Annotated in this window: 18 protein-coding genes; 9 read left to right on the top strand and 9 right to left on the bottom strand. The window is 74.0% G+C overall.

Annotated features, from left to right (window positions below; translation table 11 throughout):
- Positions 1 to 194 precede the first annotated feature (194 nt).
- Positions 195 to 1,394, bottom strand: coding sequence for an MFS transporter (locus tag ACFPCY_RS21105; RefSeq protein ID WP_378257664.1), 1,200 nt, complete (start codon positions 1,392 to 1,394; stop codon positions 195 to 197).
- 115 nt (positions 1,395 to 1,509) lie between these two features.
- Here ACFPCY_RS21105 and ACFPCY_RS21100 point away from each other — a divergent pair, with 115 nt between their 5' ends.
- Positions 1,510 to 2,010 carry a MarR family winged helix-turn-helix transcriptional regulator gene (locus ACFPCY_RS21100; protein WP_378257662.1) on the top strand — a complete coding sequence of 167 codons (501 nt, stop codon included), beginning with the start codon at positions 1,510 to 1,512 and terminating at the stop codon, positions 2,008 to 2,010.
- Positions 2,011 to 2,061: 51 nt separating this feature from the next.
- Positions 2,062 to 3,231, top strand: coding sequence for an acyl-CoA dehydrogenase family protein (locus tag ACFPCY_RS21095; RefSeq protein ID WP_378257659.1), 1,170 nt, complete (start codon positions 2,062 to 2,064; stop codon positions 3,229 to 3,231).
- Here ACFPCY_RS21095 and ACFPCY_RS21090 read toward each other — a convergent pair.
- On the bottom strand, positions 3,206 to 3,619 hold the full coding sequence (locus ACFPCY_RS21090; protein ID WP_378257657.1) for a DUF2000 family protein: 414 nt from the start codon (positions 3,617 to 3,619) through the stop codon (positions 3,206 to 3,208). The genes ACFPCY_RS21095 and ACFPCY_RS21090 overlap by 26 nt on opposite strands.
- 62 nt (positions 3,620 to 3,681) lie before the next feature.
- On the opposite strand from ACFPCY_RS21090, the gene ACFPCY_RS21085 reads away from it, so the two are divergent.
- On the top strand, positions 3,682 to 4,488 hold the full coding sequence (locus ACFPCY_RS21085) for an AraC family transcriptional regulator (RefSeq protein WP_378257654.1): 807 nt from the start codon (positions 3,682 to 3,684) through the stop codon (positions 4,486 to 4,488).
- Positions 4,485 to 5,510: an ADP-ribosylglycohydrolase family protein gene (locus ACFPCY_RS21080; protein WP_378257652.1), complete on the top strand. Its 1,026-nt coding sequence runs from the start codon at positions 4,485 to 4,487 to the stop codon at positions 5,508 to 5,510. Before ACFPCY_RS21085 ends, ACFPCY_RS21080 begins: the two co-directional genes overlap by 4 nt.
- Here the strand turns inward: ACFPCY_RS21080 and ACFPCY_RS21075 are convergent.
- The 3 genes from ACFPCY_RS21075 to ACFPCY_RS21065 all read right to left on the bottom strand — a co-directional run bounded on the left by ACFPCY_RS21075 (position 5,455) and on the right by ACFPCY_RS21065 (position 7,525).
- Positions 5,455 to 5,931: a TIGR03668 family PPOX class F420-dependent oxidoreductase gene (locus ACFPCY_RS21075; protein ID WP_378257650.1), complete on the bottom strand. Its 477-nt coding sequence runs from the start codon at positions 5,929 to 5,931 to the stop codon at positions 5,455 to 5,457. The two genes, ACFPCY_RS21080 and ACFPCY_RS21075, sit on opposite strands and share 56 nt — an antisense overlap.
- A 54-nt stretch (positions 5,932 to 5,985) precedes the next feature.
- Entirely contained in the window at positions 5,986 to 6,795 is an 810-nt protein-coding gene (locus ACFPCY_RS21070; protein ID WP_378257647.1) for an enoyl-CoA hydratase, read from the bottom strand.
- A 112-nt stretch (positions 6,796 to 6,907) separates the two neighbouring features.
- Entirely contained in the window at positions 6,908 to 7,525 is a 618-nt protein-coding gene (locus ACFPCY_RS21065; protein WP_378258433.1) for a class II aldolase/adducin family protein, read from the bottom strand.
- A gap of 101 nt (positions 7,526 to 7,626) precedes the next feature.
- Between ACFPCY_RS21065 and ACFPCY_RS21060 the strand changes: the two genes are divergently transcribed.
- Entirely contained in the window at positions 7,627 to 8,541 is a 915-nt protein-coding gene (locus tag ACFPCY_RS21060; protein WP_378257645.1) for a carbohydrate kinase family protein, read from the top strand.
- 84 nt (positions 8,542 to 8,625) lie between these two features.
- Here ACFPCY_RS21060 and ACFPCY_RS21055 read toward each other — a convergent pair whose 3' ends face one another.
- From ACFPCY_RS21055 to ACFPCY_RS21040, 4 genes are all read right to left on the bottom strand, one after another.
- Positions 8,626 to 9,645, bottom strand: a complete 1,020-nt coding sequence (locus ACFPCY_RS21055; protein WP_378257643.1) for a hypothetical protein — start codon at positions 9,643 to 9,645, stop codon at positions 8,626 to 8,628.
- On the bottom strand, positions 9,638 to 11,005 hold the full coding sequence (locus tag ACFPCY_RS21050; protein ID WP_378257641.1) for a radical SAM protein: 1,368 nt from the start codon (positions 11,003 to 11,005) through the stop codon (positions 9,638 to 9,640). The genes ACFPCY_RS21055 and ACFPCY_RS21050 overlap by 8 nt, the downstream gene beginning before the upstream one ends.
- Before the next feature lie 144 nt (positions 11,006 to 11,149).
- Complete coding sequence (locus tag ACFPCY_RS21045) at positions 11,150 to 12,700, bottom strand: AMP-binding protein (RefSeq protein ID WP_378257639.1); 1,551 nt, start codon at positions 12,698 to 12,700, stop codon at positions 11,150 to 11,152.
- A 303-nt stretch (positions 12,701 to 13,003) separates the two neighbouring features.
- Positions 13,004 to 13,645 (bottom strand): ACT domain-containing protein, encoded by a 642-nt coding sequence (locus tag ACFPCY_RS21040; RefSeq protein ID WP_378257637.1) that lies wholly within the window; start codon positions 13,643 to 13,645, stop codon positions 13,004 to 13,006.
- 298 nt (positions 13,646 to 13,943) lie between these two features.
- On the opposite strand from ACFPCY_RS21040, the gene ACFPCY_RS21035 reads away from it, so the two are divergent.
- From ACFPCY_RS21035 to ACFPCY_RS21020, 4 genes are all read left to right on the top strand, one after another.
- Positions 13,944 to 14,756 (top strand): nucleotide exchange factor GrpE, encoded by an 813-nt coding sequence (locus tag ACFPCY_RS21035; RefSeq protein WP_378257635.1) that lies wholly within the window; start codon positions 13,944 to 13,946, stop codon positions 14,754 to 14,756.
- Between the two features lie 83 nt (positions 14,757 to 14,839).
- Positions 14,840 to 16,423 carry an Hsp70 family protein gene (locus tag ACFPCY_RS21030; protein WP_378257633.1) on the top strand — a complete coding sequence of 528 codons (1,584 nt, stop codon included), beginning with the start codon at positions 14,840 to 14,842 and terminating at the stop codon, positions 16,421 to 16,423.
- Positions 16,424 to 16,430: 7 nt separating this feature from the next.
- Positions 16,431 to 19,334, top strand: coding sequence for a hypothetical protein (locus tag ACFPCY_RS21025; protein WP_378257631.1), 2,904 nt, complete (start codon positions 16,431 to 16,433; stop codon positions 19,332 to 19,334).
- Positions 19,335 to 19,354: 20 nt separating this feature from the next.
- Positions 19,355 to 20,626, top strand: coding sequence for a hypothetical protein (locus ACFPCY_RS21020; RefSeq protein ID WP_378257630.1), 1,272 nt, complete (start codon positions 19,355 to 19,357; stop codon positions 20,624 to 20,626).
- Positions 20,627 to 20,629 lie beyond the last annotated feature (3 nt).

Below are 20,629 nucleotides of genomic sequence, written 5' to 3'. Positions count from 1 at the left end.
CCGCTTGTGACCAGCCCTTTCGGGCTTGTGAGACCTGTGCCCGGCCATCTCTCACCCTCACGCCTCGCAGCGGAGACATCACTCTGCGTAACGTCAGGGTGGCGGCCTCGTGAGGCGGCGGCGCCCAGCCGAAAAGCCCCGGTTCCGAACACCGATTCCCGCACTGTCGAACGGACGGCGGCCTTCCCCGCGGGTCAACGTCCTTGGTCGCGGGCCCTGGCGATGGCGACGGTCGTGCCGAGGATCAGCGCCGCGCCGAGCCACAGGACGCCGCGCAGCGCCAGGTGGTCGACGACCAGGCCGCCGAAGAGGGCGCCGAGGGCGATCGCCAGGTTGAAGAGGCTGGTGTTCAGGGCCGTCGCGGCCTCGGCGGCGTCCGGGGCCGAGCGCAGGATCCAGGTCTGGACGCTGACCGGGATGCCGCCGAACGCCAGCCCCCAGACGAGCAGCAGGGCCACGCCGCCGGCCGGGTTCGCGCCGAGGAGCGGGAACAGGGCCAGGACGGCGGCCAGGGTCAGGCTCACGGCCAGGATCGTCCGGCGGACGTTCCGGGAGAGCAGCATTCCGGCCAGGAAGTTGCCCGCGATTCCGGCCGCGCCGAAGAGCAGGAGCAGTCCGCCGACCGCGTCCTTCGGGAGGCCGGAGAGGTCGCGCAGCAGCGGGTTCACGAAGGTGAAGGCGGCGAAGTTGCCGCTGACCAGGAAGAACGTCGCGAGGATGCCGGTCCGGACGGCCGGGACGCGCAGTTGCGCGGCCAGCGCCCGCAGCCGCACCGCGTCGTCGGCGGGCAGGGACGGCAGCAGCGCGACGAGGGCCACGACGATCACCAGTCCCAGGACGGCCACGGACACGAAGGCCACGCGCCAGCTCGTGAGGCTTCCGATCAGGGTCCCCGCCGGGATGCCCAGGACGTTCGCGGCCGTCGCGCCGCCGAACGTCAGCGCCGTCGCCTTGGGCACCGCGTGGGACGGGACGAGCCGCACGGCGATGCCCGCCGCCATCGCCCAGAACCCGCCGATGCCGACGCCGACCAGGAAGCGGGCCGCCAGCAGCGTCGCGAAGTTCGGCGCCAGGGCCGTCAGGACGTTCGCGACGACCATGAGCGAGATCAGGCCGATCAGCACGTGGCGCCGGTCCAGGCGGCGGATCGCGACGGGCAGCAGGGGCGCGGCGGCCGAGGCGACCAGGCCGGGGACCGTGACCATCAGGCCCGCGACGCCCTCGGAGACGTGCAGGTCGGAGCCGACGGAGCTGAGCAGGCCGACGGGGAGCTGTTCGAGGGTCACCATCGCGAACGTCCCGGACGCGACCGCGCCGACGCCCAGCCACCGGCGGAGGGGGACCTTCTGCGCGGCTTCGGCGGGCGCCAGGGTGGCCGCCTGGGAGGTGGTCATGGCCGGAACTCCTTCACCTTGATAATCTCAACGTTGAGATACCAACACAGAATGCCTCAGCATTGATCCTCTTAACGTTGAGACATAGGTCACGCGAGGAACCGGAGGACCCGGCATGGCCGACGCGATGGACGCGATCCTCGACCAGTGGGCCCGCGAGCGCCCCGACCTGGACCTCCAGGCCATGGGGATCAACGGGCGGATCGCCCGGCTCCGGTACCGGCTCCAGCAGGCCAACCACGACTTCTACCGGCGGCACGGGCTGGAGAACCACGAGTTCGACATGCTCGCCACGCTGCGCAGGTCGGGCGCGCCGTACACGATGACGCCCGGCGCGCTGCTCAAGGCGTCGCTCGTGACGTCCGGCGCGATCACCAACCGGATCGACAAGCTGGAGGCCAAGGGCCTGGTCGAGCGGGTCCGGAACGGCGGCGACCGCCGGTCGGTCCAGATCCGGCTCACGCCCGAGGGGCTCGAACTCATCGACGGCCTGATGGCCCCGCACGTCGACAACGTCGCGCGGATGCTGGCGGCGCTCCCGCCCGAGCGGCGGGAGCAGTTCGACGCGGCGCTGCGCGTCCTGCTGGAGTCCCTGGAGGACACGTCGATCCGCTGACCCGTATGCTTGCCAAGCAAGCGTTTGGCCGCATTGGTCGGGAGGCGGACGATGACCCTGGTCGAGACCGAGGAGCTGCGGGAGCTGCGGGCCGTGCTGCGCCGATTCCTCGCCGAGCACGCGCCCGTCGCCGCGGCGCGGCGGCTGATGGCGACGCGGGACGGCCTCGACCGGGAGCTGTGGCGGCGCATGGCCGGTGAGCTGGGCCTCCAGGGGCTCGCCGTCCCGGCGGAGCACGGCGGGTCCGGGTTCGGGGTGCGGGAGCTGGCCGTCGTGTTCGAGGAGATGGGACGCGTCCTGTACTGCGGGCCGTTCCTCGCCACGGTCGGGCTCGCGCTGCCCGCGCTGCTGGCCGCCGGCGCGGAGGCCGGCGATCTTCAGGGCATCGCGGACGGCTCGTCCATCGCGACCCTCGCCTGGACCGAGGACGGCCGCTGGACCGCCCCGCCCGCGATGACCTGCGAGAACGGCGTGCTCAGCGGCACGAAGACCTACGTCCTGGACGGTCACACCGCCGACCTGATCCTGGTCGCGGCCCGGTCCGGCGACGGCTCGACCGCGCTGTTCGCCGTGGACGGCGACGCCGGCGGCCTCACCCGGACGCCGCTCCCCACGCTCGACCAGACGCGGAAGCTCGCCCGGCTCGACTTCGCGGACGTCCCCGCGCGGCTCGTCGCCGCGGACGCGGACGCCGCCCTCGCGCGCGCCCGCGACGTCGCCGCCACGCTGCTCGCCGCCGAGCAGGTCGGCGGAGCCGAGCGCGCGCTGGAGATGACCGTCGAGTACGTGAAGGTGCGCGAGCAGTTCGGACGGCCGATCGGGAGCTTCCAGGCGGTCAAGCACCGGTGCGCGGACATGTTCGTCCAGGTCGAGTCGGCGCGGTCGGCGATGCTGAACGCCGCCTCGGCCGCCGACGACGCGCCCGCGGGCGCGTCCGACGGCGCGTCCGACGGCGCGTCCGACGGCGCGTCCGGCGAGCTGCCCGTGGCGGCGGCGCTCGCCAAGGCGTTCTGCTCGGACGCCTACTTCCACGTCGCGGGCGAGACGATCCAGCTCCACGGCGGGATCGGGTTCACCTGGGAGCACGACGCCCACCTGTACTTCAAGCGGGCGAAGGCGTCCCAGGAGCTGTTCGGCCCGCCCGCCGCCCACCGCGACCGCCTCGCCGGGCTCGTCGGGATCACCGCGGACGGCGTCAGGGGTGCAGCGACAGCCCCTTGAGGATCTTGTCCACCGGGTTGCGCGGGCCGTGCACGGCGACCCCGACGAGGGGCAGGTCGCCCGCTGCTCGGGCGAGGACGGTCGCGCGGTTGTCGGCGTCGTTGCCGGTCTTGAACATGTCCTCGATGTAGACGGCCTCGCTGATGTCCGCCCGGGTGAGGACGCGGGCGTGCACGGACGCGAGCTGCTCGGCGGACGCCGTGTAGACCAGCACCGGCTGGCCCAGCATCGGGAGGTAGCGGTTGCCGGAGCCGTCCTCGTAGGGCTCGCCGATCAGCTCGGGGGCGCCCGCGGCGACCGCGCTGGAGAGGAACGCGGTCACGTTGAGCCGCTGCCAGGCGGCCAGGTCGTCGCGGACCACGATCCCGATCTTGGTGTCGAAGCGCATGCGAGGATTCTCACCGAACGCGCAGGTCGCGGTATTGAACGCTGGTGCGCCACGATGGACGGGTGGAAGGCGAGTGGACCCGTTACTGGCGCGATCCGGACCGTCCGGTCGAGGCCATGTACGCGCATTTCGAGAGGCACGTCTACCACCGGCACAGCCACGAGACGTACTCGTTCGGGGTGACCGAGGCGGGCGCGCAGGCGTTCCGGTGCCGGGGCGGCGCGCACACCAGCGCGGCCGGGATGGTCATGGCGTTCAACCCGGACGACCCGCACGACGGGCAGGCCGCGGACTCGCTCGGCTTCACCTACCGGATCGTCCACCTGGGGCCGGAGCTGGTCGAGGACGTCCTGACGGACGCGCGGGTGCGGGGCGGGGCGCCGCTGTTCGCGTCGCCGGTCGTGGCCGACCCGGTCCTGGCGGCGAGCCTGCGCGACCTGCATCAGGGGCTGCTCGACGGCGCGTCCGCGCTGAGGCGGGACGAGCTGACGACGCGCGCGGTGACGGCGCTGGCCCGCCGCGCCGCCCGCCTCTCCGAGCCGAGGAGGCAGCCGGACGGCGCGGTCGCGCGCGCACGGGAGATCCTGCACGACGATCCCCTGGCGGACGTGACGGCCGACGATCTCGCGGCGGCGGCCGGGAGCAGCCGTTTCGCCCTGTACCGGGGGTTCCGCCGGGTGTACGGGATGGCGCCGAGCGACTACCAGCGGCAGCTACGGCTTCGCGAGGCGCGCAGGCTCCTGCGCGCGGGGACGCCGCCGGCCGAAGCGGCGGCGCTCACCGGGTTCGCCGACCAGAGCCATATGCACCGGTGGTTCGTCCGGTATTACGGTGTGACACCGGGAAACTACGTGTCAGGGGTGCAATGAGACGAGTGAGCGGAAGCCTGTTCGGGCTGGCCTACGGGGACGCGCTGGGCGCGCCCACCGAGTTCCTCGGCATGAAGCAGATCCACAAGCGGTACGGGCCGGACGGCCCGCGGGACTTCGAGCGGACGCCCGCGCTCGTCACCGACGACACGCAGATGGCGCTGGCCGTGGCCGAAGGGCTGGTCGACGCGCTGCGGAACCCGCCGCTCGACGCGAAGCTGATCACGCCGATGTGGCGGCGGCGGTTCGTCGACTGGCTGCACGACCCGGAGAACAACCGCGCGCCCGGGAACACCTGCCTGCGCGCCTGCGAGGGCCTCGACCGCGGCCTGCCGTGGGAGGAGGCGACGCAGATCGGCTCCAAGGGCTGCGGGGCGAACATGCGCGTCACGCCGGTCGCCCTCGCGCCCGGCCTCCGCGACGACCAGCGGGCGGGCGCGGCGCAGCTCCAGGCCGCGCTCACGCACGGGCACCCGACCGGACTCGCCGCGAGCGAGCTCACGGCCTTCGCGACCCGATGGCTCCTGGACGGCATGTCCCCCGCCGACCTTCCGGCCGCGCTCCGGCAGCGCGCGAACGAGCAGCGCACGGTGTACCGGCACGACTGGCTCGGCGCGCTCTGGACGCACTCGCACGACGCGTCCGCCGAGGCGTTCATCGCGCGCGGCTGGGACGACTGCCTGGCCGTCCTCGACCGCCTGGACGCCGCGCTGCTCCGCCCCGACCGCGACGCCGACCCCTGTGAGGCGACCGGCGCGGGCTGGATCGCCGAGGAGGCGTTCGCGACCGGGCTCTACTGCTTCCTGCTGTTCCCGGACGACCCGGTCGCCGCGATCCGGCGCGGCGCGGCCAGCTCCGGCGACTCCGACTCGATCGCGTGCCTGGCGGGCGCGTTCGCCGGGGCGCATCTCGGCATGGACGCCTGGCCCGCCGAATGGGCGTCCCACATCGAGTACGCCGACCGCCTCACGGCGATCGCCGACGCCTGGGAGCCTCCGGCCGCTCGGGGGGTGGTGCCGTGACGCCGGACGCCGTCCAGCCCACCAGGCGGTCGATCACGATCTCGATCACCGGGCCGTCCGGGCGGCGGTCGCGGTAGCGCGGGTAGCGGCCGGCGAGCAGGTCGAGCGGCGCGGCCATCGCGGACGGCTCGGAGAGCACGCGCGCCCGGCCGTCCGCGCGGACCCACCACAGCCGGTCCCAGTCCTCGTCGTAGTGGTCGGCGAGGACGGCCGCGCGCGGGTTCGCCCGCAGGTTCGCGAGCCTCCGCAGGTCGCGGCTGGTCTTGGGCTTGTGGTCCACGGCCGTGAACACGCTGCCCCGCGCCACCGCGAACGTGATCGGGACGACGTGCGGACGGCCGTCCGGCGACACCGTGGCGAGCCGGGCCACGGGCGCGGCGGCCAGGCGGGCGCGCGCCTCCTCGTGGCTGAGGCTCGGCACCCGCCCATCACACCACGACCGGGCGGCCGGCCGGCGCGTGCCGCGCGGGTTCGGTCAGTCGGCGAAGCGGGGCTGGCGGCCCTGCTTGCGCGCCGCCGTCGCCTCCTCGAAGTTGCGGGTGGTGAGCCGGACGAACAGCTGCCCGAGGCCCTCGTGGTCCATGTGCGCGTCCAGGCTCCCGGCGTCCAGGCTCGCCCACAGCATCCGCTTGGTGAGCTCGACGCCGGGACGGCTGAACGCGGCGATCCGCCCGGCCAGCTCGTAGCAGGCGTCCAGCAGCTTGCCCGGCTCGACGGCGCGGGAGACCAGGCCGACGCGCTCGGCCTCGGCGGCGTCCACGTCCCGTCCGGACAGCATGATCTCGAACGCCCGGGACGCCCCGATCGCGCGCGGCAGCAGGTAGGACAGGCCGAGCTCGCTCGCGGTGAGGCCGTTGTTGATCCCGGCGGCGCGGAAGTAGGCGTCCCCGGACGCGGCGAGCCGGATGTCGGCGGCGAGCGCCAGGCACAGGCCGCCGCCGATCGCCGGGCCGTTCACCGCCGCGATCACCGGCTGGTGCATGCGGCGCAGCGTCCGGATCACGTCGTCGAGCAGCTCCATCGAGCGCAGCGCGATCGTGGAGACGGTGAGGCCGTCGATGCCGGGGATGCGTCCGGGCGACTCCTGGTCGGCGCCGGAGCAGAAGCCGCGCCCGGCGCCGGTGACCACGACCGCGCGGACGTCGTTGTCGCGCGAGATCCCCGCGAGCGCGTCGCGGAAGGGGACCATGACGTCGAACGCCATCGCGTTCATCCGCTCGGGCCGGTTCAGCGTGACCAGCGCGACGTGCGGACGGGGCCGTTCGACCAGCACGAAGTCCGACATGGACGTCCCTTCTCGCGATTACCTAGCAAGCGCTAGGTTACACAGCCGCGCGCATCCCGCGGGAGGGACGCTCCCCGGTCGGACAGGCGAAAGGGGCGCAGGCCCGGCGAAGTCAGGCGGGAGGGACGTAGCTGGGGCCCGCGAAGCGCTCCAGCACGTCGCCGAGCTGCGCGCCGGACAGCGTGCGCGGCTCGCCGAGCGTCCGGGCGGAGATGTAGACGCCGCACAGCCACTCCAGGAGCAGCGCGTTCTCGACCGCCTCGTCCAGGTCGCGGCCGAGCGCGACCGCTCCGTGGTTCGCCATCAGCGCGGCGCGCCGCCCTCCGTCGAGCGCGGCCAGCACGTTGCGCGCCAGCTCCGGCGTGCCGTACGTCGCGTACGGGGCGACACGGACGATCCCGCCCAGCATCAGCGTGTAGTAGTGGATCGCGGGCAGCTCGTCCAGGACGGTCGAGACCGCCACGCAGTGGGCCGAGTGCGTGTGCACGATCGCGCCCGCGTCCGTCTCGCGGTAGATCGCCAGGTGCATCGGCGTCTCGGACGACGGCGTCCGCTCGCCGTCCACGATCCGGCCGTCGAGGTCGAGCACCGGGCAGTCGCGGCCGTCCAGCCGGTGGAGCCGCGAACCGCCCGGCGTCACGACGACCCGGTCCCCGTCCCGCAGGCTGATGTTGCCCGCGGCCCCGGTCACCAGCCCCTCCTCCACCACGCGGCGACCCGCCTCGCACACCCTCGCCCGACCAGCCGGAAGCAGCACCCGTCTTCTCCTCACATCCGAGACGTCCGGGGTCGTAGGCTACGGCCCTGACGATCTTCTGAGGGAGACCCGCCGTGGTGGTACTGACGCTCGGAGCGCACATCGTGGACGTCCTGGCCCGCCCGGTGGACGAGCTCCCGGGCGGCCAGGACACGGTCGTGGTGGACGAGATCCGCGTGACCGCGGCCGGGTCCGCCGCGGGGACGGCCGTCGCGCTCGCGCGCCTCGGCAACGAGGTCGTGTCGGTCGGCGCGGTCGGCGACGACGACCTCGGCGACCTGCTCGGCGTGCTGATGACCCGGCACGGCGTGGACGTCAGCGGCCTGGTCCGGCGCGCGGACGCGCAGACCGCCGCGTCCGTCCTGCCGATCCGCCCGGACGGCGGGCGGCCGTCCTTCCACGCCCCCGGCGCGAACCTCACGCTCACCGCCAACGCGGTCGATCCCGGCCTGCTCGCGGCGGCCGACGCGATCCACCTCGGCGGCCCGGACGTGACGTTCGGCCTGAACGATCCGGCGTTCCTCGCCTCGCTGGACGCCGCCCGCGCGTCCGGGACCGTCGTGACGCTCGACTTCCTGTCCAACATGCCGGACCTGCTGCACGGCGCCCGCGCCTTCCTCGGGCACGTGGACCACGTCCTGCCGAACGAGGAGCAGGCCGCCGTCCTCACCGGCGAGGACGACCCGGAACTCGCCGCGCGCCTCCTGCTCGCGGAGGGACCGGCGTCCGTCGTCGTCACGCTCGGCGCGGAGGGCAGCCTGCTCGCCACGCGCGAGACCGTGCACCGCGTGCCCGCGCTGGACGTCCCGGTCGTCGACACCACCGGCTGCGGCGACGCCTACTGCGCCGGCTACCTGACGGCCCTGCTGCGCGGACTCCCCTACCTGGAGGCCGCGCGCTGGGGCACGGCCGCCGCCGCGACGGTCGCGCAGGGCCTCGGATCCGACGCCGGCCTCACCGACCTGGACGCAGTCCTCGCCCTGCTCTAGGTCCGGTGGGACCAGAGCAGGGCGAGGCCCCGGAGCGGCGGCGTCACCCCGCAGGACACCGAACCGCCCAGGTCCGGGCGCGCGTCAGGCCGTCCAGGCGAGCGCGCGCTCGGCGTGCAAGGCGTGACCGGCGCGCAGGGCGTGCGCGACGCGCTCGCCGAGCGGGCCGGTCAGGCGCGTCCCGAGCGCCAGCGCGCGCAGGGTGAGCACCTGCGCGGCCATCGTCGCGACGACCGGGTCGGCGGAGTCGAGGTAGGGATCGCAGTCGAATCCGTGCAGGTCGGCGTGGCGGAGGCGGCGCCCGTCCCGCAGCTCGGCGACGAGCCTCTCAATCCGGCGGCGCAGCGGCGATGCGGCCTCGGACGCCGCCCAGCGCAGGTAGGGCAGCTCGTCCAGGCCCATCGCGACCACGACGGTCTCGGCCATCCGCCGGACGACCGCGTCGGCGTCCAGCAGCCGGTGCGCCTGGCAGATCGGGATGCAGGTGCAGACCTTGTTGCAGGTGCAGATGCGTCCACCGCCGCCGCCTCCGGTGTCCGGGGGCGTGTACTCCGGCGGGGAGTAGGTGTCGGAGGGCTCGTCGGACGGCGACTCGCTCGGCGAGTCGGGCGGCGTGTAGGTCGGGCTGTAGGTGTCGGACGGCGTGTCGGCGCCGGTCGGCGAGTCGCTCGGACCGCCGGCGCCGCCCGGACCGTACGTCGGCGACGGGTTCTCCTTCGTGCCGCACGCGCTGAGCAGCATCGCCGCCGCCACCGAGGACGCGATGCCCGCGCCGAGGAAACCGCGCCGTCCGGCCTTGGCGTCCCACGGCGGACGCACGATCGGCAGCACCTCGACCGGACCGGCCGAACCGTCGTCCATCACGCTCCGCAGCTCGTAGCGCGGCGCGGACGGCTTCGCCTCCGCCTGCTCCCGGCCCGACGCGGACCGTCTTCCTGCCGCCTGCTCCCGGCCCGACGCGGACCGCTTCCCTTCCGGCTGCTCCCGGCCGGACGCGGACCGCTTCCCTTCCGCCTGCTCCCGGCGCGGCGCGGGTCCCTTCGCGTCGCGCTGGTCGCGGTCGGGGCGGCGGGGTTCCGGCCAGGGCAGCATCACGTCACTCATGCGCGCCTCCGTGGACGGCGCAGGGGACGTCCTCGCGGCCGTCGCGCCAGATGAGCCCGCCCGCGTCGGCGATGCGGGCGAGGATCTGGTCCTTCACCAGTTCGCGGGTGATGTGGCAGCGCTGCGATCCGGCGAACTCCCCGCGCCCGTTCGTCGCGAGCGACTTGTGGTAGCAGTCCCCCGCGCAGTTCCAGCGGGCGAAGCAGCCGTCGCAGAACGACCGGTTCTCCACGCCCAGGTCGCGCAGGCCGTCGAGCGCGGCCATGTCGAAGGTGTAACCGTCCGAACCGGGCGGCGCGGACGTCCCGTAGAAGAAGACGTCCGCGAACTCGTTGTCCTCGGAGAACGCCTCGAAGCACGCCGACACGTTGCCCGCGGGCGTCACGCAAAAGTTGTCCTGCGTGACGCCGCAGAAATGGTTGCTGAGCTGGCCGACGCGCGCCGCGCTGTAGGCCAGCTCGTGGCCGTACCGGGCGGCGCGCGCCTGCGCCTCCCGGTAGGCCTTGATGAACTCCTCGGTCTCGGCGTCCGGCTCGCCCTCGTGCCGTCCGAGCTGGTAGGCGGGCTCGACCTGGACGCGCGTGGGAGTGAAGTTCGCCAGGACGAACTCGACCGAGTCCGGCAGCAGCGGGATCTGCTCCGCCGTCACGGTCAGCCGCACCGCGTACGGGTAGCCCGCCTCGGTGAAGCGCCGCATGGTGTGCATGACGCGCCCGCTCGACCCGGTGCCCCGGACGGTCGGACGGTGCCTGTCGTGAACCTCGGGCAGGCCGTCGAACGACAGGCTCATCCCACCGTCCAGGTTGGCGATCATCCAGTCGATCTGCCGGTCGGTGAAGACGCCGTTCCCCGCCGAGGACGAGATGATGCGCAGGTCCCCGGCGCGCTCGCGCGCGTAGGCGAGCGCCTCGGTCATCAGGTTCCAGTGGACGCTGGGTTCGCCGCCGCCGTGGAAGTGCACTCCGGCGAACGGCGCGTCCAGGCGCTCGGCGTTGGCCATGACGAAGTCGATCGCGCGCTTGGCGACGTCCATGCTCATGAAGGTGGCGGGGGCGTCGCCCGCGGAGGCGTAGCAGTAGGTGCAGCGCAGGTTGCACGCCGTCGTGAGGAACAGCGTCACCTCGGTCGGCGACGGGTCGCCCCGGTGCCGGGTGACGGGGAGCGGCGGAGGGTCGTTCAGGAGGCCCGTCTCGCGGGCGAGCGCGACCACGCTCTCGTCCCCGTCGCCGCCGGCGAGGACGCCGGAGAGGGACGACACCAGTCCTTTCGTGGAAGCGAAGGCGACGCCGTGCAGGGGCGCGTACACGAGGTACGCGTCGTCCTCCAGGGGGATCGCGAATATCTGGGGACCACTGCTCAAGGGACCACTTCCGAACAGCCTCGTCGTCGGGACCCGCATTTGTCACGTCGCAGGAAACCACAAAAGGACATGGCCGTCTGTGAAGTGTTACCCATTCCGCATGACTCGGGCCGCCTCGGACGCGCCTAGATGCGACGGACGCGTCTAGATGCGGCGGTCGCGGTTCTGCCAGTAAGGCTCGCGCAGCAGGCGCTTGTAGAGCTTTCCGGTCGGAGTTCGCGGTAGTTCGTCCATGAAATCAATAGTTCGTGGGGCTTTGTACCCTGCGAGCGACGCCCGGACGTGCGCGACGAGTTCCTCGACGAGGCCCTCGGACGGCGTGACGGCGTCGTCCAGCTCGACCGCCGCCTTCACCTGCTCGCCGAACTCCTCGTCCGGGACGCCGAACACCGCCACGTCGCGGACGGCCGGATGCGTGATCAGCACGCCTTCGACCTCGGCCGGGTAGATGTTCACCCCGCCGCTGATGATCATGTCGATGGTCCGGTCGCCGAGGAACAGGTAGCCGTCCTCGTCCAGGTGGCCGACGTCGCCGGTGGTGAACAGGCCGGGCGCGCGGTGCGCCGAGCGGGTCTTCGCCTCGTCGCCCCAGTACTCCACGTCGTCGCCGTTGGCGTAGCGGAACCAGATCTGGCCGGGCTCGCCGGGACGGGCTCGCGTACCGTCCTCGCGCAGGATCGTGATCTCGGTCGTCGGCAGCGGGCGGCCCACGCTGCCCGGCCGCGCGAGCCACTCCTCGGCGGTGATGACCGTGTTCACCGACGCCTCGGTCGAGCCGTAGTACTCGTGCACGATCGGACCGAACCACTCGATCATCCGGCGCTTGACGTCCGGCGCGCACGGCGCCGCGCCGTGCCACACGCAGGCCAGGGACGAGCCGTCGAACGCCTCGCGCGTCACGCCGGGCAGGCGCAGCATCCGGACGAACTGCGTCGGCACGAGATGGACGTTCGTGATGCGGTGCCGGTCGATGAGGGCGAGCGTCTCGGCCGGGTCGAAGGCGCGGGTCATCACGACGGACCGTCCGCGCAGGAGCAGCATGTGCGACCACAGCCACTGCGCCGAGTGGTAGACCGGCCCGACCAGCAGCGACCGGCCGCCCTCGGGGATGCCCAGGATCAGCGCGAACCCGTCCCCCATGTCCTTCGCGCGGTCCAGCGGGCCGCCCGCCTGCGCGAGCTTGCGCGTCACGCCCTTCGGACGGCCCGTCGTGCCGCTCGTGTAGAACATCGGCAGGCCCATCCCCTGGTCGGCGGGCTCTCCCTCCGGACCGGACGCGACGAACTTCTCGAACGGCGTGAACCCCTCGATCGGCTCGCCGAGCGCGACGCGCGCGGCGAGATCCAGGCCCGCGGACGCCTCGCGCGCGACGTCGCCGAACGCGTCCTCGGAGAACAGCGCGCGGGCGCCGGAGTCGGTGAGGACGTACCGCAGCTCGTCGGCCGTCCAGTGCCAGTTCACCAGGACGTACCGGAGCCCGGCGTGCGTCGCCGCGCACATCAGCTCGAAGTACTCGCGGCGGTTGCCCGAATGGATCGCGATCGCGTCGCCGGCGCGCAGGCCGAGGCCGCGCAGCGCGCCCGCGAGCCGGTCGGCGCGGGCGTCCAGCTCCGCCCAGGTCGTGACGCCGCGCTCGTCGGTCAGCGCGGGATCGTCCGGGCGGGCGGCGGCGTGGGGACGGAGCAGTTCGGCCATCGACGAGACCTCCGGGCGGCGGGGAACACCTGACCACTGCCGACTCTAGATCCCGATGCGCGTTTCCGAACAGCGTTCTGTGCCGCGATGACAAGGACACGGCCCCGAGCGCGACCGCGCCGCCGCGGCCGGGAACCGTGTCCGAGTACGTAGACGCGCGCGTGCCGCGTCCGGTTTCGCCTTTCCCGCTCCAGGTTTCGCCCATGGCCGGCGTTCGATGCGCGGGCCGGGTCACCGGGCCGTCAGGCCACCGGGCCATCAGGCCACCGGGCCGTCAGGTCACCGGGCCGTCAGGTCGCCGGGTCACCGGCCCACCGGCGCGGCCAGGACGGCGCGCGCCGCCACCACGAGTTGGTCGAGGCGGAACACCTCGGTGCGGTGGAAGGGCGGCGCGTCGCCGCCGCGCGCGACGAGCAGGTCCAGGCCGTCCGAGACGGGACAGGCGGCGAAGTGGAAGCCGTCCCCGGAGAACGCGCGAGCCCGCGACGGCCCGCCCCACCCCTCCCCCAACGCGCTCTCGTACACGTATCCGGGGGCGTTGGCGGGGGCGGAGAGGCTTCCGTAGATCAGGACGTGGTCGGCGGCGAGGGCCGCCCAGTCCGCCGACAGCAGCGCGGGGACGGCGTCGGCCAGCGTCATCGTGCCGCGCGCGGGGTCGGCGGCGAGCTGGCCGAGCAGCGCGGCGTCCGGGTGCGCGCCCTTCGGCTCGACCGTCGGCCAGATCCCGGCGACCGCGACGCCGGGGATCGCGGTGAGGCCGTCGCGCAGGCCGGCGGTGCCCGCGCCGGCGGGCCAGGCGACCGTGAAGTCGTCCAGCGCGCGGCCGCCGTCCCGTTCCAGCACGGCCATCTGCACCACGTCCGCGCCCGCCGCGCCGAGCGTGCGCGCTACGCTCGCGAGCGAGCCCGGACGGTCCGGCAGCCGGACCCGAATCCGCAGCAACATGGGCACCTCCCGTGATGTCTTCCGAGGTCACCAGGTTCGGGGACGCGCGTTTCGGTCGTGTTACCCCGTCGTGTCCGGCGGAAGAAACCGGTCCGCGCACCACGCGCCGACCGGGGAAATGTCAGGGCGCGGTCAAGCGCGCCCTATGCCTGCGAGGTTCGTCCCATTAGGGTGACTCAACGTGTCGAGCGATCGGAAGCGGGAAGTCAGCGCGGGTTCGCGGGACGAGCGGAAACCTCGCAGGTCCGCGAGCACCCGGGAACGCGCGGGCGCCTCCGAGCCCGTCGAGGTGGACGTCATGAACGAAGCGGACGAAGCGGACGAGGCCGGGCGCCCGGACGAGGCGCACGAGACGACGGCCGATAACGCACGCGATCCGAAAGCACGTGGCCCGGAGAACCGGGCAGACGACGACGCGGCTGCGACGGCGTCCACGACGGACAAGGACGAAGCCGACTCCGACTCCGAGTCCGACTCCGACTCCGGCGAACGTGCTTCAGACGCCGACGAGCGGTCCTCGGGTGAGGGCGAGGACGAGTCCGCCGCCACCTCCGGCCGGGGCGCCGACGCGGCGGGGACGCTGGAGGCCGTCGAGGAGGTCCGGGACGTCCTGCGCGAGCTCGTCGAGCGGTTCGACCGCGAGGACGGGCGGGCCGCGCACCGCGAGTCGGTCATCGACCGGCTGCACGAGGAGAACCAGCGGCTGCGGCGGGGCGAGCTGGAGTCGATGCTCGAACCGGTCCGCGCCGCGCTGTACAAGGTGCACGACACGCTGCGGCAGGCCGCCGGGTCCGCGCCCGACCCCGAGCAGGCCGCCAAGCTGCTCGGCGGGTGCGCGGACGAGGTGGCCGACGCGCTGGCCAGGACCGGCGCCGTCCGGTTCGAGGTCGAGCCCGGCGAACCCTACGACGCGTCCCGGCACCGGCCCATGGGGGTGGCCGAGGTGGACGACCCGGACCGCGCCGGAACGGTCGTGGCCGTCCTCGCGGACGGGTTCGAAATGGGCGGACGGGTCGTCCGTAAGGCCGGTGTGCGAGTTGGGAAGTCGGTCAAGAGCACTGCGCGGCGGCGGCCGGAGCGGGACGATGGTCAACGACGGTCGGCGCGCTGACGTCCCCGTCCGGGCCGTCCGCGCGCCGGCGGGACGGCGACCCGGCGCGCCGCCGCGCTCCGGTAGCGATAGGTGAAGAGGATATGGCTGTCTACGGGATCGACCTGGGAACCACCTACTCCTGCATTGCCTCCATCGACGATGTGGGTCGCCCCGCGGTCCTGCGCAACCTGGAGGGCACCGACACCACCCCCTCGGTGGTGTACTTCGAGAGCGGCGACAACGTGGTCGTCGGGCAGACCGCGAAGGACACCGCGATCCTGGAGCCCGAGAACGTCGTCAGCCTGGTCAAGCGCGACATGGGCCGGGAGGTGGCGCGGGAGATCCACGGGATCGAGTACACCCCCGAGGAGCTGTCGGCGTTCATCCTGCTGAAGCTGGTGACCGACGCGCGCACGCAGACCGGGGAGGACGCCCGGGACGTGGTCGTGACCGTCCCCGCCTACTTCGGCGCGGCCGAGCGCGACGCGACCCGCAAGGCGGGACGCATCGCCGGGCTGAACGTCATCGACATCGTGTCCGAGCCGATCGCCGCCGCGATCACCTACGGCGTGCTGAACCCCGAGCAGGACCGGACGATCCTGGTGTACGACCTCGGCGGCGGCACGTTCGACACCACGGTCATCACCCTGCGCGGCGGGCACATCGAGGTCGTCTGCACCGACGGCGACCACGAGCTCGGCGGCGCGGACTGGGACGCCCGGCTGGTGGAGTACCTCGCCGAGCGGTTCCGCGCCGAGCACCCGGACGCGGGCGACCCGCTGGACGACCGGCAGTCCGAGCAGCAGCTCCGCCGGGACGCCGAGGACGCCAAGAAGTCGCTGACCAACCGCACCGCGCACACCGTCCGGGTGATGCACGACGGGCGCAGCGCGACGATCGAGATCACGCGGGAGAAGCTGGAGGAGCTGACCCGCGACCTGCTCGACCGGACCATCGAGATCACCGGCCGGACGCTGGAGACCGCGCGGGAGAAGGGCGTCGAGGACTTCGACGACCTGGTGCTGGTCGGCGGGTCCACCAAGATGCCGGTGGTCGCGGCGCGGCTGTCCACCGAGCTCGGCCTGAACCCGCGGCTCCAGGACCCCGACCTCGCGGTCGCCAAGGGCGCCGCGCTGTACGCGTTCGAGGAGACCTACCGGCGGCTGCTGGCGGCCGGGCAGGACGACCAGGCCGAGGAGATGGCCGGACGCGCCGGGCTCTCGGCCGACCAGAAGCGGCAGATCGCGGGCCGTCGGATCCGCACCGTCGCCTCGCACGCGTTCGGCATCGTCGTGGTGGACCGGGACAGCGGCGCCGAGCACGTCGCGCACCTCGTGCACGCCAACGACGAGCTGCCCGCCGCGCACACCGAGGACTTCTACACCGTCCACGACGAGCAGACCTCCGCGGACGTCCGGGTGATGGAGCAGGCCGGGTCGGTCGAGTCGGCCGAGCTGGTGGACAACTCCGAGATCGCGACCGGGCAGATCCGGATCCCGCCGGGCAAGCGGGCCGGCTGGCCGATCGGGGTGACCTTCGAGCTGGACGCGTCCGGGCTGCTGAACGTGACCGCCATGGAGAAGGAGACCGGCGAGCGGCTGGAGCTCAAGGTGGACGTCGGCGGGATGTCCGAGGAGGAGGTCGAGCGGTCCCGCACCGCGCTGTCCCGGGTGAAGGTGAGCTGAGCACGCGATGACGACCGGCGGGCAGGGGGCCGGGCGGGGCTTCGACGCGGCGTACCAGCGGGAGGTGCTGGAGCCGGCGCGCGCGGCGGGCGACCAGCCGCCGGAGGACCTGCGGGTCCGGTACGCGCTGCCCGACCAGCCGACGCCCGAGGCGGTCGCGGCGCGGGTCAAGCAGGTGCGGCAGTGCTGGCGGCGGGCCCGCGGCCAGCTGAAGTACCGCAAGCTGGTGGACCGGCTGGAGGCCGAGCACCGCGAGCTCGCGCCGATCTTCACCGCCGCCGAGCGCGGCGACCTGCGCCCGCTCCAGCAGCGGCTCGCGGGCGGCGCGGCGCGGTCCCGGCGCAGGCTGGAGGTGGCCGCCGCGCGGCTCGCCGACGCGGGCGGGCTGATCCAGATGGTGACGCCCGGCGAGCTGGAGGACATCGCCCGCACCGCCGGGGTGACCGGCGCGGAGCTGGCCGCGCTCGCCGCGGGCCGGATCGAGGTCCGCGAGCCGGACCCGCTGCCCGCCGCGCCGCCGTACGCCGCCTACGCCAAGGTCCGCGAGTCGCTGGACGTCCTCGGCCGGCGCAACCTGGCCGACTTCCTGTTCGGCGGGCGCGTCGGCGGCCCGATGCGCGTGCTGGACGGGTTCGCCGCGATGGGCCGGGGCGGGGGGCCGCTGGTGCCGTCCGCCGAGGCGGTCGCGGCCGTCGCCGCCGAGTGGGCGCGCCGCAGCCGCGACACGAGCACCACGCACGCCCAGACCGTCCTCGCGGCCCTGCGCGCGGGGCAGGGCGCGGGAGGCTCGGGGCAGGGCGCGGGAGGCTCGGGACAGGGCGCGGGAGGCTCGGGACAGGGCGCGGGAGGCGCGGGGCAGGGCGACGACCTCGGCGCGCACCTGACCGAGCTGCTCCGGTACGACATCGTCGACCGGCTCCGCGAGCGCCTGCGGCAGCGCGCCTCCGAGCGCGCGCTGCTCCGGCACGCGACCGAGGAGCTCGGCGTGGACGCGTCGGACGCGCGCCGCCTGGTCTTCGCGGTCCTGCGCGAGCAGGCCCCGGCCGCCGCCGCTCCCCCGCAGCCCGGCCCCGCCGACCGACTCCGCGAGCTCCTCGACGCCGGTGACGTCTACGCCGCCGCCGAGTTCGCCCGCGCCCTGACCGAGACCGGGGGAACGGCGTCCGATCCGTCCGGCGGCGCCCCGGCCGGGGGCCGCGGTCCGGGCGGACGCCACGCGGCCAGCGGCGACGAGCTGCCCGAGGACGTCGCCGTCCTGGCGGCGGAGGCCCGGCACCGGGTCGCCACGGCGACGCGGCTGCGGGAGGCCGCGGCCGAGGAGTCCGATCCGGACCGGGCCTGGCGGCTGCTCGCGGACGCGCTGAAGCTCGTCCGGGACCTGCCGGGCGCGGCCGAGCACCAGCGGCGGCTCCCGCCGAAGCCGGTCGAGAGCCTGATCGCGACGGTGCACGCCGATCCGGAGCCGTCGGTGCGGCTGGTGTGGGAGGCGTCGCCGTCCACGGCGGGCGAGGTGCTGTACCACATGGTGCGCCGCCGGGACCGTCCGCCGCACGGCCCCGCCGACGGCGAGCCGATCCCGCTGACCAGGGACGACGACCCGCCGATCAACGTGCACCTGTACTACGCGGTCATCGCGGTGCGGGGCGAGGCCGCCGCGCCGCCGACCGTCGCCGGGCCGATCCTCGTCCGGCCGGAACCGCGCGAGGTGGAGCTGACGCCCGGCGACGGCACGGTGACCGGCCGGTGGCGCTGCCCGCCGGAGGCCGCCCGCATCGCGGTGTTCCGCGCCGAGCGGGGCGGCGAGCGGGCCGTTCCGGCCGGTCGCGAAGGGTTCTCCGAGCGTGTCCCGAACGGGGTGACGCACCACTACCGGATCTCCGCCGTCTACCTGGACGAGCAGGGCCGCGAGGTGGTCACGCCCGGCACGCGGCTGTCGGTCACGCCGTCCGCGCCGCCGGAGCCGATCTACGACATGACCGTGGACGCCGCGGCGGGCGAGGACGACGAGATGCTCGTCCGGTTCGAGCGTCCCGGCCACGGCCACCCCGAGATCGTCCTGCTGGACGCGCCGCCCGCGTGGCCGCGCAGCGCGATCGTCCCGGTCGAGGAGGTGCGCCGGGCGTCCAAGCGGATCCCGAACGCGGTGACGTCCGAGGGCATCCTGGTGAAGCCCGGACGCGGCGGCTGGCTGCTCGCGATCACCGTCGCGGAGGGCAGCGCGGCCGTCGGCGCGCGGTACCGGCACGTGAACCTGCCGCCGCCGCGGCGCCTGGTCGCCGAGCGGCGCGGCGGCGTCGTGCACGTGGGGTTCGACTGGCCGGACGAGGTGGCCGAGGTCGAGCTGAGCTGGCGCATCGGCGTGGACGCGATCGCCACCGGACGCATCGAGGCCAACCTCGTCTCGGCCGGGCGCATTGAGGCGGGCCGCCTGCCGACCGCCGCGCCCGAGCGGGTCGCGGTCACCCGCGCCGCCTACGAGGCCCAGGGCGGGCTGCGCGTCGAGGTCCCCGAGGACGAACCGGTCGAGCTGGCCGTCGCCGCCGTCGGCACCGCCGAGGACCAGCGCGTCGTCGGCACGCCGGTCACCGCCGAGGTGCAGGCGCGGACGCTCGTCCGGTACGAGCTCGAACGCACCGGGCCGCCGTGGAAGCGCGCGCTCACCGTGAAGCTGTCGGCGGCGCGTCCGCTGCGGGTGAGCTCGCTGGAGCTCGTCCTGCGGCGGGGCCGGGTCATGCCGCACCGGCCGACCGACGGCGAGACCCTCGGGTCGTGGACGCAGGTCCCGGTTCCGGGTGAACTCACCGTGCCGCTGCCTCGGTCGGGAGGCGAGTACTGGCTACGCTGCTTCACGGATGACACCGTGGTCGAACTGACCGACCCCCCGGTCCGTCATCTGCACAACCCCCGGTAAGCGCCCCCCAGGAGGAGCCGGTGTCCCTAGCGTCCCGGGTGAGCCTGCCCGGCCTCGCCCGGCAGGAGATCACCTGCCCGTACTGCTTCGTGGAGATCAACCCGCAGCGGATCCCGTTCCGCTGCCGGGGCCAGGTCGGACGACGGCAGGGCTGCGCGCCCGTCCTGGACCGCGAGCTCGCCGAGTACACCGGCTCGACGGCGGGCGCGTCGCTGCCGCCGGTGTTCGCCCCGCCGCCCCGCTCCGGCGGACGCGCCGACTGCCCCGACTGCGGCCAGCCGACGCACAACCGCGTGTGCCCCGAGTGCCACAACCCGCTGCCGACCGCGTACTGCGACTCCCCCGGCCGGATCGTCGCGCTCGTCGGCGCGAAGAACGCCGGGAAGTCCACCTACATCGCCGTCCTGCTGCACGAGCTGATGAACCGGGTCGGCACCGAGCTCGACACCTCGCTCGTCGCCTGCGACGACCGGACGATCGAGCGCTACAAGCGCGACTTCGCCCGTCCGCTGCTGGAGGAGCGCCGCCTGCTGCCGACGACGGCGAGCGCCGCGACCGCGCCGCGCGAACCGCTGGTGTACCTGCTGACGCGCACCCGTCCGTCCAAGCTGGCGCGCACTCCCCTCGGCGGCCTCGCGCGCACCCCGCTCGGCGGGCTGGCGCGCGCCAAGCACGACGCGCTCGCCCTGGTCCTGTTCGACACCGCCGGTGAGGACCTGCGCAGCCGCGAGGTCCGCGACCTGCACCTGCGCTACCTCGAAGCGGCCGACGCGATCATCTTCCTGGTCGACCCGCTGGAGCTCCCCGGCGCGCACAACGCCCTCGCCGACGAGGCCCAGTCCCGCGAGGGCACCCTCGGCGAGGACCCGGACAGCGAGCCGATCAACATCATCGCCCGCGTCACCGAGGCCCTCCGCCTCCGGCACGGCCTGCGCCCGGGCGAGCGCCTCCCCATCCCGGTCGCCGTCGCCCTCACCAAGATCGACGCGCTGGGTCCGGCGGTCTCCCGCCAGTCGGCCCTGCACCGCTCCCGCTCCGGCTCCGGCGTCCTCGACCTCGACGACCGCGCGGCGGTGAACGAGCAGGTCCGGGCCCTCCTGCACGACTGGAACGCGGGCCAGCTCGACCTCTTCCTTTCGCAGCAGTACGCCGACTACGCCCTGTTCGGCCTGTCGGCCCTCGGCTCCATGCCCGAAGGCGACCGCGTCGGCGCCGGCGGCGTCCGCCCCTACCGCGCCGAAGACCCCTTGCTCTGGCTTCTCTACCGCTTCGGCATGCTCGACGGGGAGTGACTC

The sequence above is a fragment of the Actinomadura gamaensis genome, from assembly GCF_042652125.1.
Classification (GTDB): Bacteria; Actinomycetota; Actinomycetes; order Streptosporangiales; family Streptosporangiaceae; genus Spirillospora; species Spirillospora gamaensis.
The sequence above is the reverse complement of the archived record's forward strand: the minus strand, read 5'-3'. Positions and strand labels throughout refer to the sequence as shown.

Coding starts and splice junctions, on each gene's coding strand:
- ACFPCY_RS21055 (WP_378257643.1), bottom strand. CDS start 9,645: ATGAGTGACGTGATGCTGCCCTGGCCGGAACCCCGCCGCCCCGACCGC.
- ACFPCY_RS21090 (WP_378257657.1), bottom strand. CDS start 3,619: ATGCGCTTCGACACCAAGATCGGGATCGTGGTCCGCGACGACCTGGCC.
- ACFPCY_RS21030 (WP_378257633.1), top strand. CDS start 14,840: ATGGCTGTCTACGGGATCGACCTGGGAACCACCTACTCCTGCATTGCC.
- ACFPCY_RS21025 (WP_378257631.1), top strand. CDS start 16,431: ATGACGACCGGCGGGCAGGGGGCCGGGCGGGGCTTCGACGCGGCGTAC.
- ACFPCY_RS21105 (WP_378257664.1), bottom strand. CDS start 1,394: ATGACCACCTCCCAGGCGGCCACCCTGGCGCCCGCCGAAGCCGCGCAG.
- ACFPCY_RS21045 (WP_378257639.1), bottom strand. CDS start 12,700: ATGGCCGAACTGCTCCGTCCCCACGCCGCCGCCCGCCCGGACGATCCC.
- ACFPCY_RS21035 (WP_378257635.1), top strand. CDS start 13,944: ATGAACGAAGCGGACGAAGCGGACGAGGCCGGGCGCCCGGACGAGGCG.
- ACFPCY_RS21095 (WP_378257659.1), top strand. CDS start 2,062: ATGACCCTGGTCGAGACCGAGGAGCTGCGGGAGCTGCGGGCCGTGCTG.
- ACFPCY_RS21040 (WP_378257637.1), bottom strand. CDS start 13,645: ATGTTGCTGCGGATTCGGGTCCGGCTGCCGGACCGTCCGGGCTCGCTC.
- ACFPCY_RS21070 (WP_378257647.1), bottom strand. CDS start 6,795: ATGTCGGACTTCGTGCTGGTCGAACGGCCCCGTCCGCACGTCGCGCTG.
- ACFPCY_RS21100 (WP_378257662.1), top strand. CDS start 1,510: ATGGCCGACGCGATGGACGCGATCCTCGACCAGTGGGCCCGCGAGCGC.
- ACFPCY_RS21080 (WP_378257652.1), top strand. CDS start 4,485: ATGAGACGAGTGAGCGGAAGCCTGTTCGGGCTGGCCTACGGGGACGCG.